General features: G+C 56.6%; 17 protein-coding genes. 12 read left to right on the plus strand and 5 right to left on the minus strand.

Features of this window, described 5'->3' with window-relative positions; all coding sequences use genetic code 11:
- Positions 1-2: 2 nt before the first annotated feature.
- Together mepA and AAC620_RS08125 are read right to left on the minus strand one after the other, a co-directional pair.
- Entirely contained in the window at positions 3-917 is a 915-nt protein-coding gene (gene mepA, locus AAC620_RS08120; protein WP_340244128.1) for a penicillin-insensitive murein endopeptidase, read from the minus strand.
- Positions 918-930: 13 nt separating this feature from the next.
- A complete protein-coding gene (locus tag AAC620_RS08125) occupies positions 931-2,277 on the minus strand; it encodes an MFS transporter (protein ID WP_340244129.1) in 1,347 nt (448 codons plus the stop codon).
- A 183-nt stretch (positions 2,278-2,460) separates the two neighbouring features.
- On the opposite strand from AAC620_RS08125, the gene AAC620_RS08130 reads away from it, so the two are divergent.
- The 12 genes from AAC620_RS08130 to AAC620_RS08185 all read left to right on the plus strand — a co-directional run bounded on the left by AAC620_RS08130 (position 2,461) and on the right by AAC620_RS08185 (position 13,839).
- Complete coding sequence (locus tag AAC620_RS08130; protein ID WP_317657298.1) at positions 2,461-2,748, plus strand: YggT family protein; 288 nt, start codon at positions 2,461-2,463, stop codon at positions 2,746-2,748.
- Positions 2,749-2,752: 4 nt separating this feature from the next.
- Complete coding sequence (locus AAC620_RS08135) at positions 2,753-4,006, plus strand: NAD(P)/FAD-dependent oxidoreductase (RefSeq protein ID WP_340244131.1); 1,254 nt, start codon at positions 2,753-2,755, stop codon at positions 4,004-4,006.
- 57 nt (positions 4,007-4,063) lie between these two features.
- Complete coding sequence (locus AAC620_RS08140; protein ID WP_340244133.1) at positions 4,064-5,272, plus strand: UDP-galactopyranose/dTDP-fucopyranose mutase family protein; 1,209 nt, start codon at positions 4,064-4,066, stop codon at positions 5,270-5,272.
- Positions 5,263-6,789, plus strand: a complete 1,527-nt coding sequence (gene gpmI / locus AAC620_RS08145) for a 2,3-bisphosphoglycerate-independent phosphoglycerate mutase (protein ID WP_340244134.1) — start codon at positions 5,263-5,265, stop codon at positions 6,787-6,789. The genes AAC620_RS08140 and gpmI overlap by 10 nt, the downstream gene beginning before the upstream one ends.
- Positions 6,786-7,916: a murein hydrolase activator EnvC family protein gene (locus AAC620_RS08150; RefSeq protein WP_340244136.1), complete on the plus strand. Its 1,131-nt coding sequence runs from the start codon at positions 6,786-6,788 to the stop codon at positions 7,914-7,916. Before gpmI ends, AAC620_RS08150 begins: the two co-directional genes overlap by 4 nt.
- Before the next feature lie 41 nt (positions 7,917-7,957).
- Complete coding sequence (locus AAC620_RS08155; RefSeq protein WP_340244138.1) at positions 7,958-9,286, plus strand: S41 family peptidase; 1,329 nt, start codon at positions 7,958-7,960, stop codon at positions 9,284-9,286.
- Positions 9,283-9,774 (plus strand): RNA pyrophosphohydrolase, encoded by a 492-nt coding sequence (locus tag AAC620_RS08160; protein ID WP_340244140.1) that lies wholly within the window; start codon positions 9,283-9,285, stop codon positions 9,772-9,774. Before AAC620_RS08155 ends, AAC620_RS08160 begins: the two co-directional genes overlap by 4 nt.
- 19 nt (positions 9,775-9,793) lie before the next feature.
- The gene (locus AAC620_RS08165; protein WP_340244141.1) at positions 9,794-10,402 is read left to right on the plus strand and encodes a glutathione S-transferase family protein; all 609 of its coding nucleotides are present in this window, start codon (positions 9,794-9,796) and stop codon (positions 10,400-10,402) included.
- Complete coding sequence (locus tag AAC620_RS08170; protein WP_340244143.1) at positions 10,399-10,854, plus strand: GNAT family N-acetyltransferase; 456 nt, start codon at positions 10,399-10,401, stop codon at positions 10,852-10,854. Before AAC620_RS08165 ends, AAC620_RS08170 begins: the two co-directional genes overlap by 4 nt.
- Positions 10,855-11,076: 222 nt before the next feature.
- Complete coding sequence (petA, locus tag AAC620_RS08175; RefSeq protein WP_340244144.1) at positions 11,077-11,655, plus strand: ubiquinol-cytochrome c reductase iron-sulfur subunit; 579 nt, start codon at positions 11,077-11,079, stop codon at positions 11,653-11,655.
- 15 nt (positions 11,656-11,670) lie between these two features.
- Positions 11,671-13,020, plus strand: a complete 1,350-nt coding sequence (gene petB, locus AAC620_RS08180) for a cytochrome b (protein ID WP_340244145.1) — start codon at positions 11,671-11,673, stop codon at positions 13,018-13,020.
- Between the two features lie 18 nt (positions 13,021-13,038).
- Positions 13,039-13,839, plus strand: coding sequence for a cytochrome c1 (locus AAC620_RS08185; protein ID WP_340244147.1), 801 nt, complete (start codon positions 13,039-13,041; stop codon positions 13,837-13,839).
- Positions 13,840-13,908: 69 nt separating this feature from the next.
- Here the strand turns inward: AAC620_RS08185 and AAC620_RS08190 are convergent, their stop codons facing one another.
- From AAC620_RS08190 to thiB, 3 genes are read right to left on the minus strand one after another with little or no spacing between them, the layout of a single operon-like run.
- Positions 13,909-14,598: a thiamine ABC transporter ATP-binding protein gene (locus AAC620_RS08190; protein ID WP_340244148.1), complete on the minus strand. Its 690-nt coding sequence runs from the start codon at positions 14,596-14,598 to the stop codon at positions 13,909-13,911.
- Positions 14,591-16,144: a thiamine/thiamine pyrophosphate ABC transporter permease ThiP gene (locus AAC620_RS08195; protein WP_340244149.1), complete on the minus strand. Its 1,554-nt coding sequence runs from the start codon at positions 16,142-16,144 to the stop codon at positions 14,591-14,593. Before AAC620_RS08195 ends, AAC620_RS08190 begins: the two co-directional genes overlap by 8 nt.
- Positions 16,120-17,106: a thiamine ABC transporter substrate binding subunit gene (thiB, locus tag AAC620_RS08200; protein WP_340244150.1), complete on the minus strand. Its 987-nt coding sequence runs from the start codon at positions 17,104-17,106 to the stop codon at positions 16,120-16,122. Before thiB ends, AAC620_RS08195 begins: the two co-directional genes overlap by 25 nt.
- Between the last annotated feature and the right edge of the window lie 5 nt (positions 17,107-17,111).

Here is a 17,111-nt window from a genome sequence, read left to right on the forward strand (position 1 = left end):
CGCTACAACTGACTGATTGCCTGACATTGTGCAGGCAAATCACCAAGCCGCAGGGCGCGGCGCGGTTCGGGATCAGGCGCATCGGGGTCAGGGGGCGGCGGGTTCAAAATATTGTTGACCCAAGCCTGCGCATCTTCGCAGCCATCCCCCACAGGCGGCGCATCTTGCGCCTCGCAATCGCTTGCGCCACGCGGGCAGTTCAGGCGCACATGGATATGGTAGTGATGGCCAAACCACGGCCGGATTTTCCGCAGATAGCTGCGATCCCCTGTCTCATTTTCGCACATCCAGACCTTTGCGGCTGGAAAGACGAAAATGCGCGACACGCGCGGATCACTGGCGGCAAGGCGGATGAGCGTGGCGTGTTCCTCCGTCCAATTTTCATTCACGGCTGCCCCGCGTTGCGCCTGCATCGAAATAGAGGACAGGTTTTCACGCGCTGCTCGCGATAGGTTCAGATTGCGCGCGGGCAAGAGCCAGATATCCGCATCAAGCCCCGATTGATGGCTGGCATGGCCTGACAGCATAGGCCCGCCGCGCGGCTGGCTCATATCGCCAATATATAGACCGCTCCAAGAGGTTGCAGCCGCCATTCTTGCGCTTAGGTCTTGGACGAACGTCACTGTGTCAGGGTGGGCCCAGTTGCGATTGCGCGACAGGCGCATTGCCTGCCATGTCGGCCCTGTTTCGGCCAGTTGCACGGCCCCTGCCACGCATCCGCCTGCATAGGCGCCGAACACATTTGCGGCTGTTGTGGTGGGCGTTGGCAGATTGCCAAAGACAAGCCGTGCTTCGCGGCTCAGATCAGCACTTGAGAGTGTCACCTGCGGCAGATCATTGGCCACAGGCGGTGCGCTTGGGGCGCAGGCCGTAATGGCGATGAGACACAAACCGATAGAGGCGATATATTTGCGCATGGCCTGATTTCCCCTATTCATGCTGCCGCGGATCGGCACTCACCCCGCGCAACAGCCATAACCCCAGTAAGAATAGCATAATCAGCGGCGTTACACCCCAATTTTGACTGTTAGTGAGGGAGGTCATCACCGCAATGAGAAATGGGGCGAGGAAAGCTGTGGCCTTTCCTGCGAGGGCATAAAGGCCAAAATGTTCGGTTATTGCGGCAGGATCCGCTTGGCGCAGCATCATATGGCGGGATGCGCTTTGCACGATACCGCCTGCCGCGCCAATGCCGATGCCGATCAGGTAGAACATTAGGCTTGGCAGGTTTGAGCCTTCGGCAAGCACAAGACCAAATAGGCTATCGCGCCCGATAAAGGGGATGAGAAGAGATAGACCGGTTAGGCAGAGAACTGACCACCAAATGATCTTGTATGGCCCGAAATGATCATCCCATTTGCCGCCTATCCATGCCGCAACGGCCCCCGAGATGATGGCAAGAATCCCAAAAATTCCGATATCTGTGATCGACCAACCCAAGACACCCGCCGCATAAATGCCGCCAAAGGCATAAAGACCGTTCAAAGCATCGCGGTAGAACATAGATGAGAGCAGATAGCGCAGCAGGCTTGGATGATGGCGCAAGGATTTCAGCGAGCGTGCAAGCTCAGGCAGTGCTTGGCGCATGGTTTGACCAAGGCTTGGGCCAGAGTGCGGCTTGGGCTTGTGCGGTTCTCGCACCCAAAGAAAGAAGGGGATCATAAAGATCATATACCAAAGCGCGGTAAAGGGCCCCACGGCGCGTGTCCCTTCGCGCGCGGCGGCGTCCAGACCAAAAGCGGGTGATAGGCCAAAAAGCGTGCGCCCCGTTTCGGCGTTTTCGGCAAAAAATCCGAGCATCAGGATTATCGCCACCAATCCGCCCAGATACCCAAGGGCCCATCCTGTCCCAGAGATGCGCCCCATTTGCGCGCGTGGGCCAAGGTCAGGCATTAGCGCATTGGTGAAAATCGTGGCGCATTCCATCCCAAAAAGGCCGAGGGCAAAGAGGATCAAAACCACCCAGATTTGCATTCCCTCGGGTGCAGCAAACCAACAGCCCCATGCGCCGGTGACGTAAAAGGCGGAAAATACCCAAATGAATGGCAATTTGCGCCCAGTTTGATCTGCGATTTTGCCCAATATGGGCGCGGCGATGGCAATCAATAGGCCTGCCGCCCCGATGCTATAGCCCCAAAGGCTTTGGGCGCGGGTGCCATCACCTAGGACTTGCGCGATATAGGGCGCGAAAATGAAGGTCAGAAGCAGCGTGTTATAGGGCTGACTTGCCCAGTCAAACGCCCACCATCCATAGATGCGTTTCTTACTTTCGATCATCCTGCCCGCCATGGCCGTTCTGTTATCGTTACTGTGGAGGGCTTTCTCGATTTGGCAAAGGGAATCCGAAAGGATGGTATAAAAGCAGCTTAAAAATCGGCAAAAATGCCCGATCCCTTGCGCTTAGGTTGGACAGGGCTTAGATCACTCGAACTGGGATTTCCGATGGAAGGGGCCTTTGCCGTGACTTCGCTCTTCATGATCTTGATGCTGCTGCTTAATGTGGCGACCTATATCATCATCGCCCATATCATCATGAGCTGGCTGATCAATTTCGGTGTGCTGAACATTAGGCAGCCTTTGGTCTATCAAATTTGGCAAGGTCTTTCGAACCTCCTTGAGCCGATTTATGGCCCTATTCGCCGTGTTTTGCCCCAAATGGGTGGGCTAGATTTGGCGCCGCTGATTGTGATCTTGGGGATCTACGCGCTTGAGATCATCCTGCGCAACAATGCCATGATGTTCATGTAGGCCTATGTCCACGCCCCGGTCCCATTTTGACGCCGTTGTTGTTGGCGCGGGTGTGGTGGGCGTGGCCAGCGCGCTTTGGGCGCAGATGCGTGGGCAATCGGTGGCCTTGATTGATCCTGCCCCCGTTGGATCAGGGGCAAGTTCGGGCAATGCCTGCACTTTAGCCACCTATGCCTGTCTGCCCGTCAACGACCCATCCGTCTTTGCAAATCTGCCCTATTATCTGTTTTCAAATGACAGCCCGCTTGCTTTGTCTTGGGGTCATGCGCTGCGCCATCCGATCTGGATGATGAAATTCTTGGCCAATTGTCGCGCTACGAAATCCCGCCAGATTGCGCAGGAATTGGCGGCACTGTTGGCCCATGCCGATGCGGGGTTGAACCCTCTGATTGAGGCCGCCGCGGCAGAGGATTTGATTATTGCAAATGGGCAATTGACAGTCTGGCGCAGCGCGACTGCCGCCGATGCAGATCGGGCGGGCCTTAAGTTTCGCCGCGACCAAGGCATTCCCTTTGAGGAATTAAGCGGGGCCGAAGCTCATGCGGTGGAACCTGCCTTGGCCTTTAAACCCGCGCGTGGGGTCTATTATCCGCTCGCGCGCCATATCCGCGATCCGCTGCTTTTGACGCAAAGATTGCATCAGAAATTTACCGAATTGGGCGGGCAGACGATCGCCAAAGCGGTGACCGAACTTAGCGATGAAGGCGCGCAGGTGCGGGTGCATCTTGGGCAGGATGATGTCACCGCGGCGCGGGTTGTTCTGGCCGCAGGGGCCAATTCGGCGCAGATCAAAGGCGGCGGTGCGGAGCATCTGCCCTTGCAAACCGAACGGGGCTATCACCTGATATATAAAGATCTTGGCCATTATGCCTCGCGCCCCGTGGGTTGGGTTGAGGGTGGATTCTATACCGCCCCTATGGCGCAAGGTCTGCGTTTGGCGGGAACCGTTGAGATTGCGGCCCTGAACGCACCACAAAACCCGCGCCGCTTGGAATATATCGCGCGCAAAGGGGCCGAGTTATGGGGCGATCTGCCCGCGCCTGATGCAACATGGATGGGATGCAGGCCTACCTTGCCTGATGCCTTGCCTGTTATTGGGCCAAGCCCAAGCTCCTCAAAGATTATCCACGCCTTTGGCCACCAGCATTTGGGCCTCACTTTGGCGGGTGTGACGGGGCGGATTGTGGCTGATCTCCTTGAGGGGCGGCAGCCCAATTTGGCGATTGGCGGATTATCGGCGGCACGCTCTTTTCTTTGATTCATGGCCCATTAACCCCTGATCCTCATTCTGCCCTCGGCAATATGGAGGCGCAGAATGCCCGTTTTGGTGGTTGGTGCAGGGTTCTCAGGGGCCACGCTTGCGCGTAAATGTGCGGAGGCGGGGCTGAAGGTCACTGTGATTGAAGCGCGCAATGATGTGGGCGGGCATTGTGCCACAAAAATCGACCCTGAGACGGGGGTCATGATCCATTGCCACGGGCCGCATATCTTTCACACAGCCGACCTCGCAACTTGGGCGTTTATTCGGCGGTTTGGGGCGTTTATGCCCTATCGGCATCGGGTGGCGGCGTCTTTACGCGGGCAGGTCTTTCCCTTGCCAATCACCCTTGCCACGATCAACCAATTCTTTGGTTACAACTTTACCTCAGAGGCGGCGCGCCGCTTTATCGCGGCGCAGTGTATCCCCATTTCAAACCCACAGAATTTTGAGGAGGCGGCCCTGTCGCAGATTGGCCCCGCTCTCTATCAGGCGTTTTTCAAACCCTATACCGAGAAACAATGGGGTCGCCCCGCGCACGCCCTGCCCGCTTCCGTTTTTGCGCGACTGCCTGCTCGTTTTACGATGCGGGCAGATTATTTCAATCACCCGATCCAAGCGATCCCTGCCGAAGGATATAGCGCCGTTGTCGCGGCGATGCTCGCGCATCCGAATATTGCCCTGCATTTGGGTCAGCCTGTCACGGCGCAGGATAGTATGGGATTTGATCATGTGTTTTGGACGGGGCCGATTGATGCCTATTTTAAGCATCAGCACGGGCATTTAGCCTATCGCAGTCTGCGGTTTGAGCATGAGCACCTGCCTGACCCTGCCCAAGCCCTTGCCGTGATGAATTATCCCGCCCAAGATGTGCCATGGACACGGATCACCGAGCATCGCCACTTCGCGCCTGAACGTGCGGTGCGGGGCAGCGTTATCACCCGTGAATATCCGTTCGAGGCGGGGCCGAATGATACCCCATATTACCCTGTGCGCCTTGCGCGCGAGAAGGCTCAGCTTGGGCGGTATATCGCGGCAGCCTTGGGTCAACATGGCGTCAGCTTTGCGGGTCGGCTTGGCACTTACCGCTATTTAGACATGGATGTTGCCATCCGCGAAGCGCGCAGTTTGGCGCGCTCGGCAGTGGCCGCATTGCGCATGGGGCAGCGCCCCCCCGTCTTTGCGCCTGAGGTTGAAACTTGCCTCTCTGTCCAACCCATCCTAGAAACGGGGCAGGTTGGCAGAAAGGCACCGCAATGCGCGTGAATACCCAGAAAAAACCTGTGATTTTGTGCATTTTGGATGGGTGGGGCATCGGCACAGAGGCCGAAGGCAACGCGCCGTTGCAGGCCAAAACCCCAAACTTTGATCGGCTGATGGCCACCTGCCCCAATGCGACCTTGGTGACCTTCGGCCCTGATGTCGGCTTGCCAACGGGGCAAATGGGAAATTCCGAGGTGGGCCATACCAATATCGGCGCAGGGCGCGTGGTGGCCATGGATTTGGGCCAAATTGATCTGGCGATTGAGGATGGCTCCTTCTTTCGCAACCAAGCATTGCAAGAGTTCATCGCGACTGTGAAATCCGCGAAGGGACGCGCTCATATTGCGGGGCTTGCCTCCCCCGGTGGTGTGCATGCCCATCAGGCGCATATTTTGGCTGCTGTTCAGGCCTGTGCAGATGCAGGGCTTGAGGTGGTGATCCATGCGATCACCGATGGGCGGGACGTAGCCCCGAAATCCGCAAAAGAACAGATCGCGGGGCTTGAGGCGGGATTGCCCGAGCGCGCGCGTATTGTAACTGTCACGGGGCGCTATTTTGCGATGGATCGCGACAATCGATGGGAACGGGTCGAGACCGCCTATCGCGCAATGGTCGAAGGCAAAGGCGCAAAAGCCCCGTCCGCGCAGGCGGCGGTTGATCAAGGCTATGGGGCTGAGAAAACCGATGAATTTCTGCCCGCAACAGTGATTGATGACTATTCAGGCATGGCGGCAGGCGATGGTCTGTTTTTTGTGAATTTCCGCGCAGACCGCGCGCGCGAAATATTGGCCGCAATTTGCGCGCCTGAGTTCACAGGATTTGCGCGTGGCCCTCGCCCTGATCTCTCGGCGCGATTGGGGATGGTGAATTATTCGACCGACCATGATCGCTATATGCAGGTGGTTTTTCCCAAGCAGGAATTGAAAAACACGCTCGGTGAATGGGTTGCGGCCCATGGTTTGCGTCAATTTCGAATTGCTGAAACAGAGAAATATCCGCATGTGACCTTCTTTCTCAATGGCGGCCAAGAAAGTGCGGCTGAGGGGGAGGATCGGTTTATGCCGCTCTCGCCAAAAGTGGCGACCTATGATCTGCAACCCGAGATGAGCGCCGCTGAGGTGACCCAAAATTTGGTTGCCGCGATTAATGCGGAGTATGACCTGATCGTGGTGAATTACGCCAATCCTGACATGGTGGGGCATACGGGGGATTTGGGCGCCGCAATCGCTGCTTGCGAGGCGGTGGATCAGGGCCTTGGCGCGGCCTTGGCGGCCCTTGAGGGTAAAGGCGGTGCGATGATTGTGACGGCGGATCATGGCAATTGCGAAACGATGATCGACCCTGTGACAGGTGGCCCTCATACGGCACATACCGTCAACCTTGTGCCTGTTGTGGTGTATGGCGCGCCCGAAGGCACAAGCCTTGCAGATGGTCGATTGGCGGATTTGGCGCCAACTGTTCTTTCCCTAATGGGCCTGCCGCAACCGCCTGAAATGACGGGGCAGTCGCTGTTGCGATGAAAGCGCGCTTTAGCCTTCTCTTGTCGGTGTTTTTGATTTGCGCGCCTGTGGCGCTGCATGCGGAGATTGACCCAAGCGAGGCGGCTGAAGCGGCTATCCTTGAATTAGAAGCCGCGGCCACAGCCCTTGCCAATGCCCAGAGTGCCAGTGATCGCATTGCGGCCCTGACCCAGACGATTAAGGGCTATGAACATGGTTTATTGACCTTGCGCGAGGCCGTGCGCCGTGCGGCGCTTGCACAAAGGGCAATCGAATCGCGTTTGGATACGGAGAGTGCCGAATTATCAGGGCTGCTTATGGCCATGCAGCGGATCGCAGCCGAGCCAAGCCCCGTTGGTTTGATGCACCCCAATGGGCCTGTTGCTTCGGCCCGTGCGGGGATGGTGCTTGCGGATGTGACCCCAGCGCTTGCGGCTGAAGCGATTGCGTTGCGGCAGGAATTGGAACAGATCGCCACCTTGTCCCGTTTGCAATCGGGTGCTGTGCTGCAGATGGAGGCGGCTTTGTCCGAAGTGCAAACCGCCCGCGCCAGTCTCGCCGCCGCAGTGGCGGAACGGCGTGAAGCCCCTGATCGCTTTGCGCTGAGCGAAGACGCCTTGCGCCAGATTGTCGAAGCAGTCGACACATTGGACGCGTTTCTTGATCTGTTGGCGCAAGCCCCTGCGCCCGAAGATAGCGCTATGCGCGGGTTCAGTGATGCACGCGGCGCAGTGCCTTTGCCCGTTTTTGGGGTGTTGCTCAATGGGTTCGAGGCCCAAGATGCGGCAGGCATCAGCCGCCCCGGTTTGTTATTAGCCACAGCCCCTGCGGCGCTTGTGACATCCCCGTGGTTTGGAACAGTGCGCTATGCGGGGCCTTTGTTGGACTATGGCAATGTGGTGATCCTTGAACCTGAAGGGAATATTTTGATGATTCTTGCGGGGCTTGGTGATCTTTATGTGACCGCGGGCGCCGTGATTTCACAGGGCGCACCCTTGGGAATGATGCCAAGCGCCGCAGGCGCGCGCGCAGATTTGATCACTGAGACACCAGATCAGACTGGCGCTGCGCTTTCAGAAACTATTTATATTGAATTGAGACAGAATGGCGGCGCGATTGATCCGCAACCATGGTTTGATTGGGAATAAGTGCGCCGCGCCAGATATGCGGTCGGAAAGGACGGATGGACATGAAGAAACTGGTTATTGCGGGCTTAGGGGGCGCGGTTGCTGGGGTCATCTTGGCATCCCAATTTGCCGCCCCGCTCTTGGCGCAAGAGCAGGAACAGCAGCGCAGCGTTTACGAGCAGCTTGATTTATTTGGAGATGTGTTTGAGCGAATCCGCTCGAATTACGTTGAGGAGGTCGATGAATCCGCGCTGATTGAAGCGGCGATCAATGGCATGCTGACCTCGCTTGATCCGCATTCAAGCTATCTGCCGCCGCGTGATTTCGACTCGATGCAAGTGCAGACCCGTGGCGAGTTTGGTGGGTTGGGCATTGAGGTGACCCAAGAAGACGGGTTTGTGCGCGTCATCACGCCAATGGATGACACCCCTGCAATGGAAGCGGGTGTTGAGGCGGGTGATTTCATCACCCATGTGGATGGCGAGGCACTGCTTGGCCTGACATTGGAAGAAGCCGTTGATCTGATGCGTGGGCCTGTTGGTTCGGAGATTGTCATCACTGTCGTGCGGGAGGGGGTTGATGAACCCTTTGACATCTCCATCATTCGCGACCGCATCCGTCTTACCGCTGTGCGCACGCGCCTAGAGGGAAACACCGCGATTTTGCGCGTCTCGACCTTCAATGATCAAACCTACCCCAACTTGGAGGAGGGTTTGTCTGATGTCATCGCAGAGCTTGGCGGGATCGAAAATCTGAACGGTGTCGTGCTTGATTTGCGCAACAATCCTGGGGGTCTATTGACCCAAGCAATTCGTGTGTCCGATGCCTTTTTGGAACAGGGCGAAATCGTTTCCACCCGTGGTCGCAATGGCGCGGATGGGGATCGCTACAATGCAACGGCAGGCGATTTGATTGACGGATTGCCGATGGTGGTTTTGGTCAATGGCGGCTCTGCCTCGGCCTCCGAGATCGTGGCGGGCGCGTTGCAAGATCATCGCCGCGCTGTGGTCGTAGGCACAAACACATTTGGCAAAGGGTCGGTGCAATCCGTGATGCCTGTGCAGGGCGAGGGGGCCATTCGACTGACCACTGCGCTATACTACACTCCTTCGGGCCGCTCGATTCAGGCATTGGGCGTGGCCCCTGATATTCTGGTGGAACAGCGCGACCCTGTTGAGGATGCGCCGACCGAGGATCGGTTCACCCGTTCCGAAGCCGATTTGCGCGGGGCCTTGCGCAACACCACCTTGACCGAAGATGAGCAGCGTCTTCGCGATGAGGAGCAAGCCATTGCTGAGGAAACCGCACGCCTGCGCAATCAGGATTATCAACTGGCCTATGCGATTGATATTCTGACGGGGCTAAACGCCTTGGGGCCAAACGCCCGATGAGCGCGGCGCTGTCGCCGGCTGATATCGCATCGCTGCCCTATCGGCCCTGTGTTGGCATTGTGATGGTCAATGCCGCGGGTGGTGTTTTCGCGGGCACGCGCGCGGATATGGACAAACCTGCATGGCAAATGCCGCAGGGCGGTATTGATGCGGGTGAAACCCCACGCCAAGCCGCTGCCCGCGAATTGCTTGAGGAAACTGGCATTTCAGAAGATCAAACGCGGTTTATACGGCAGACCGCTGATTGGTTGACCTATGATCTGCCGCCAGAAGTGATCCCCTATCGTTGGGGCGGCAAATTTCGGGGGCAAAAGCAGCATTGGGTTATGGTTGAATTAACCGCCCCCGATGACGCGATTGACCTCAGCTATCAGGATGTTGAATTCTCCGATTGGCAATGGATGCAGGCGCAGGATCTTTTGGTGCAGATTGTGCCGTTCAAGCGCGACATCTATGCCGCCGTGTTTCAAGAATTTGGTTTAATCTAAGCCCAAAGGAACAAGAAAAATGGCGCAATTTCAGGTTCTCGGCTCTGCTGCATCCCCCTTCGTGCGGAAGGTTCTTGTGATGGTCAAAGAGGCGGGTATGACAGATGTGATGTTCGAAACTGTCAAAGCCTCACCCATGGGCGGGGATGCCCATCTCAATGCCGCCAATCCTTCAGGACGTATTCCTGTGCTTTTGCGCGAAGGCGATAGCCCGATTTTTGACAGCCGTGTGATCACCCGCTTTTTGGATCAACATGCGCAAGCGGGGCTTTATCCCGAAAGCCGCCTTTGGGAGGTGCTGACCACCGAAGCGGCGGCAGATGGTATGATCGAGGCTGTGGTGGCCATGGTGTATGAAAAACGCTTCCGCCCTGAAACACATTGGTATGAGCCTTGGTATGAAGGCCAATGGGCCAAAGTAGAGCGCGCGCTTGATTATTTCGAAACCCAAGTGCCGAGTTTTGATCAGGCGCTTGATATGGGCCAAATCGCGGTTGGTGCGGGCTTGGGCTATCTTGATTTTCGCCAAGGCCAATTTGATTGGCGCGCGACCCGCCCGAACTTGACCGCGTTTTTTGATCGCTTAAGCGCGCGTCCCTCTTTCAAAGACACATTCCCAGTTGGATGAGTGGTTCGCTCGAATTTAGCCTTGTGCAAACACAGGCTGATTTGGATCTGTGCTACGAGATCCGCCGCGCTGTCTTTGTGGTCGAGCAATCTGTGCCGCTTTCAGAGGAATTTGACATAATTGACGCAAAAGCCACTCATGTTTTGGGTCGTTTGGCGGGGCGGGCTGTGGCTACAGGGCGGCTCTATCGCACAGGGCAGGCGTGGCGGATTGGACGCATCGCAGTTGTCGCAGATGCGCGGGGCGCGGGCTATGGTGCGGCACTTATGCGGTTTGTGATGGCGCATATTCGCCACATCGCCACAGAACCAGATCCACATCAGATGGAATTGGACGCGCAATTGAGTGCGATTTCCTTTTACGAGCGCTTGGGATTCACCGCCACAGGCCCCGAATTTGATGATGGATCAGGTATTTTGCACCGAAAAATGGCCCTAAATTTCGGGAAATAGGCGGGCTTTGCGAAATTTTTTTCGTGTGAAACCTTCATGTTTTTCGCGCAGAGGTTGAAAATTCATCACAAACCGCGACATTTCGGCCAAACTGCGCGCGTTTGTCCGCTAGACGCTTATCATTTCATTGCATAAACAGCCCGAGAAAAGCTGCGGGGGATTCCTGTGGCTTAGATTCAATTGGCCCCGTTTGGTGGGTCGCTGACAAGGGAGACGCTTTCAGTGTCACACGCAGAAGACCAGTCCAGCACACGCCGCGACTTTCTGTACTATGCGACAGGCGGTGTAGGTGCTGTTGTAACCGGCGCCGCCGTCTGGCCGCTGGTCAATCAAATGAACCCTTCGGCAGACGTTCAAGCCGCATCCACAATGCGCGTTGATGTCTCGGGTGTGCAGGAAGGAACGCAGCTGACCGTTCTGTTCCTCGGCAAGCCCGTTTTCATCCGCCGCCGCACGCAGGATGAGATTGAAGCGGCGCGCGCCGTTGACATGAATGACCTTGTAGATACCGATAGCCGCAACCCAAACATCGCTGCAGGCTCGGATGCGCATGACGAAAACCGCAGCCTAACCACCCCTGAGGGTGAGAACACAGGCGAGTGGTTGGTGATGCAGGGCGTTTGCACCCATTTGGGCTGTGTGCCTTTGGGTGATGGCGCAGGCGAGTTCGGCGGTTGGTTCTGCCCTTGCCATGGTTCGCATTACGACACGGCCGGCCGTATCCGCAAAGGCCCCGCGCCGGAGAACCTGCACATTCCAAACGCGTCTTTCGTAGACGATACAACAATTTTGCTCGGTTAACGGAGGAAACGACCGATGTCTGGCATTCCCCACGACCATTACGAACCGAAGTCCAACGCCGAGAAGTGGTTGCATTCGCGCCTTCCCATCGTGGGCCTTCTTTATGACACATTGATGATCCCAACCCCCAAGAACCTGAATTGGATGTGGATTTGGGGCATCGTTCTTGTGTTCTGCTTGGTCATGCAGATTGTCACAGGGATCATCCTTGTGATGCATTACACACCACATGTCGATCTCGCTTTTGCAAGCGTTGAACACATTATGCGCAACGTGAATGGGGGATGGGCGATCCGCTATATCCACCAAAACGGGGCGTCTTTGTTCTTTATCGCGGTTTATCTGCACATTTTCCGTGGTCTTTACTACGGCTCCTACAAGGCGCCACGCGAAGTCACATGGATTGTCGGTATGCTGATTTACCTGTTGATGATGGGCACAGCCTTTATGGGTTATGTTCTGCCTTGGGGTCAGATGTCCTTCTGGGGCGCGACCGTGATCACGGGCCTATTTGGCGCGATCCCCTTTGTGGGCGAAGCGATCCAGACATGGCTCTTGGGCGGGCCTGCGGTGGACAACGCCACGCTGAACCGCTTCTTGTCGCTGCACTATCTGCTGCCATTCGTGATCTTGGGTCTGGTGATCGTTCACGTTTGGGCCTTCCACACCACGGGTAACAACAACCCAACAGGTGTTGATGTCCGCCGCGCATCTAAGAAAGAGGCCGAAGCCGATACGCTGCCATTCTGGCCCTATTTCGTAATCAAAGACCTGTTCGCCTTGGCGGTTGTTCTGGTGGCTTTCTTTGCCATCGTGGGCTTTATGCCGAACTATCTGGGTCACCCCGATAACTATATCGAGGCAAACCCAATGGTCACGCCTGCACATATCGTCCCTGAATGGTATTTCCTGCCCTTCTACGCGATCCTGCGCGCCTTTGACGGTGAAGTTTGGGTTGTGATTGCGGCGGAGTTCCTGACAGGCGGGATTGTTGACGCGAAATTCTTCGGTGTTCTCGCCATGTTTGGTGCGATTATCGTGATGGCCTTGGTGCCATGGCTTGATACATCTTCGGTGCGCTCTGGCCGCTACCGCCCAATGTTCAAGCCTTGGTTCTGGGTTTTCGTGATCAACTTTTTCGTGCTGATGTGGGCGGGTGCAATGCCTGCAGAAGGGATTTACCCCTACATCGCTTTGATCGGGTCGGCCTATTGGTTCGCCTATTTCCTCGTGATCCTGCCGCTTCTGGGGGTTCTGGAAAAGCCAACCACACCGCCTTCGACCATCGAAGAGGATTTCAACGCCCATTACGGCAACGCAAGCGTGGGCAGTGGCCCTGCCTCTGCGAAAATTCCTGCTGAGTGAGAGAAAGGATAGTCTGACATGTTCAGGAAACTTGTGATCAGCACAATTGCTGCGCTGAGCCTCTCGACCGGAGCGGGACTTGCAGCAGGTGCAGCGGGCCATATCGTGAATTATGAATTCTCGTTCCAAGGCCCATTTGGTCGCTATGACCAAGATCAGTTGCAGCGCGGGCTTCAGGTCTTCACCGAAGTTTGCTCTGCCTGCCATGGTCTGCAATATGTGGCTTACCGCAACCTCGCCGATGAAAATGGCTTGGGATATACCCCCGAACAGGCCCGCGCCTATGCGGAACAGTTCGAGGTGTATGACCCTTCCATTGATGATTGGCGCACTGCGACCCCGAATGACCATTTCCCGCAGTCTAGCCTTGAAAACGCACCTGACCTGAGCCTCATGGCGAAGGCCCGTGCTGGCTTTCATGGGCCATATGGTTTGGGTCTGAACCAGTTGTTCAACGGCATTGGTGGCCCAGAATATATTGCATCTCTTCTGACCCATTATACGGGCGAAGAGGTGGAGCAGTATGGGACATACTTCTACGAGAACGAATCTTTCCCTGGTGGTTTGATCGCAATGGCCCCTCCCTTGTGGGATGGTGCGGTTGAGTTCGCAGATGGCTCACCCAATGATATCGAAAGCATGGCCAAGGATGTGGCTGCGTTCCTGACTTGGGCGGCAGAACCCCGTATGATGGAGCGTAAGCAGCTTGGCTTCACCGCGATTATCATGCTCGGCATTCTCGCTGTAATGCTGTATCTGACCAATAAGAAACTTTGGGCGCCTATCAAATCGCGCGCCAAAGCGGGCGCGGCGAAATAAGCCACGCCCCCGAAGGGACGATAGAAACCTAAAAGCGCCTCTGATCCCAGAGGCGCTTTTTTCTTTTGCCTACAGCCATGGCACCAAACCCGCGGGGGGTGCGGCGCGTAGGCCTGCGATGGGGCAATCTTCTGTAATCTGCCCTTCGGACAAAAGCATCACGCGGTCACACATCCGTTCGGCATCCGTGAAATCATGAGAAGCGAGGATCAAGGTCAGTCCCAAATCGCGGCACAAACTGCAGATCAACTCTGCCATCTCGCGCCGCAAAGCGGGATCTAGGGCTGCAAACGGCTCGTCCATCAGCAGGATTGGCCGATTTTGCAAAAGGATGCGCGCAATGGCTGCACGGGATTGTTGCCCACCTGACAGGCTTGCGGGGCGGCGCCCCTCAAACCCGCGCAGGCCCACTTGTGCCAAAGCGGCGCTGATCTGCGCCTCCATCGCCGCGTTCAACGCCAATCGCGGGGAGAGGGCCAAGCCTAGGTTTTCCCGCAAAGTCAGATGAGGGAAAAGATTGCTGTCTTGAAACAGGATTGAAATTGGCCGTTTGGATGGATCGCACTGGGTGAGGTTTGTGCTGTCAAACCAGATCTCTCCCGCATTTGGGCTGAGAAACCCTGCGATGAGGCTGATCAACGTGGATTTCCCCGCGCCTGATTGCCCCATTAAGGCCAGCCTTTCCCCTCGCTCCACGCGGAAGGTGGCGTTCAATTCAAAGCCCTCGCTGCGATAGGTTAGGTTTGTGATCTCAAGCATGGTAACGGCCCCCACGGTCAAATATCCAAAACAAGCCCAGGCTTAGGATCAAGAGCAGCAATGCAGCCCCTTGGGCATCCGCCATACGATAGGCCCCCATCAGGCGCAGCATCTCTAGGGGCAAAGTGGCTTGATCAGGTGCCGCGAATAGGGCGATCACGCCCAAATCCCCCATTGATAAGGCCGCACATAAACCCGCCGCAAAGCCCAATGGACGGACAAGGCGCGGCAGGATCGCGTGCCGAAATCTGTGCCAACCGACAAGGCCCAGCGCCGTGGCAAGGCGGGCTTGGCTTGCTTCAGCTTCACGAAGGGCGGGCAGAACGGCACGCAGCACGAAGGGCAGTGCCATCAGGGCATTGACGCATACGGTGACGGGCAAGGCCCATGTCACGGGATTGGTGATTGGCCGCAGGATTAAAAACCATCCTGTGCCAAGAGCCAAAGGTGAAATGACCAAGGCAAGCAGGCAAAGAGCCTCAAATATTGCGGCGCGGCGCAAGCGGAGCAAGGCAAAGGCGATTGGCAACGCCATCGCAATCGACAGAGCGGTCGCAGATAACGCCATGATCAGCGAGCGCAGCGCCGCAATCCAAACGGCTGTGGGTAGTTCTGTAAGATTTGGCAGGCCAAGGATCACGATCCGCGCCAAGGGCAATGCGAGAAATCCACCCGCAGCCACGATCACCAGAGTATCGACAAATGCGCGCCCTTCAGTGGGCAGGGCCAATGTGCGATCCAGCCCCGTGCCAAGTTCCGTGCCACGGGCTGACAGCCGCAGCGCAAACGCGCCGAGGCCGAGGCACAGCAGTGCCTGCACGGCGGCCAAACTTGCGGCGCGCCCGAGGTCAAAATCAAATCGAAAGGCTTGATAAATGGCCAATTCAATCGTGGTCGCGCGCGGGCCACCGCCCAAGATCAACGCGACTGCGAAACTTGAGCAACAGAGCAGAAAAATCACCACAAAAGCGCCCGGTGCAGTGCTTCGCACAATCGGCCATTCAATATGCCGAAAAAAAGCGCCGCCCTTAAGCCCCAAAGATTGTGCAAGACGTATGCGTTCCTGTGGGATGGCTTGCCACTCTTGAAGGATCAAGCGCGCGGCAAGGGGAAGGTTGAAAAACACATGCGCGAGAACTACGCCTTGCAGCCCGTAAATTTCGGGGAGGTCTAGGCCAATGACCTGTAAGGCGCGCGCAAGCCACCCGTTATGCCCATAGCTGGCAATCAGCCCGATCACGGCAACGATGACGGGAAGGATAAATGGGGCACCCATTAGGCTGATGAAAATGCCCCTGCCAATAAACCTCCGCCGCGCAACAGCGCGGGCCAGTGGAATGGCAATTGCAAGGCTCAGACTTGCGGAGAGGAATGCCTGAAGGAGGGTAAAGCGAATTGCGGCCCAGTCGGCCGCGCGTAATTTAAACCCATCGTCCGCCGTGACGGCAATCGCCACAAGCGGGCCAAGGGTCACGGTCAGGATAAGCGCCAAAGCGCCCGTCCCGACCCAAACCAAGGCACTTAGCGGCTGAGTGCGGTTTGCCATCTGTCAATCGCTGCATCGCGAAGCGCCGCAGCCTCATCCCCCGAGAAGTGCAGCACTTTTTCAGGGGCAATCAAGGTTTCAAATCCATCGGGCAGCGCCGATGCGGGCAAAGCCGCAGGATACATCCAGTTTGTCGTGGGGATTACGGATTGGAATGCGGGCGACAGCATGAAGGTCATAAACGCACGCGCTAAATCGGGTTGATCGCTTGCCGCAGTGATGCCCGCAATTTCAATTTGCATATAATGCCCTTCGTCAAAGGCAGCGGCAGATTTGCTGGGATCTTCCTCGGCAATGAGGTGATAGGCGGGGGATGTTGTGTAGGAAAGCACCATATCGGCCTCACCCTCTAGGAACAGGCCATAGGCCTCAGACCATCCTGGGGTGACGGTGACGATGTTATCCGCCAAATCCTGCCAAATCTGTGCAGCCCCATCGCCATAGGCGGCCTCGATCCAATAAACGAGGCCCAAACCGGGGGTCGAACTGCGTGGGTCTTGGATCAAGATGCGCAGATCACTTGCGGCCAATTCCTCAAAACTTTGGGGGGGGTTGGGCAGATCAGCGTTATGGACAAAGGCGAAATAGCCCCAATCAAAGGGCAGAAATTCTGCATCATCCCATGCGATTGGTAGGGTCAGCCCCTCAGCGGAGATATCATGCGTGACAAATAGGCCCGTATCGCGCGCGGCTGTCATCAGGTTTGTATCAAGGCCCAAGACCACATCCGCTTCGCTGCGGCTCCCCTCAAGCTGAAGCCGCGACAGCAGTGCTGCGCCATCGCCCGCGCTGACGAATTGCAGATCACAGCCACAGCGTTCTTCGAAAGCAGCCTCAATCTGGGGCCCGGGCCCCCAATCAGCGACAAATGAATCATAGGTATAGACATGCAAAACAGGGTTTTCGGCCATTGCCGCCCCTGCAAAGATGCTCATACCCGCTGCTATGATGGTGTGTTTCATTTCCT

It is taken from the genome of Roseobacter sp. HKCCA2468 (assembly GCF_037805105.1).
Lineage (GTDB): Bacteria > Pseudomonadota > Alphaproteobacteria > Rhodobacterales > Rhodobacteraceae > M30B80.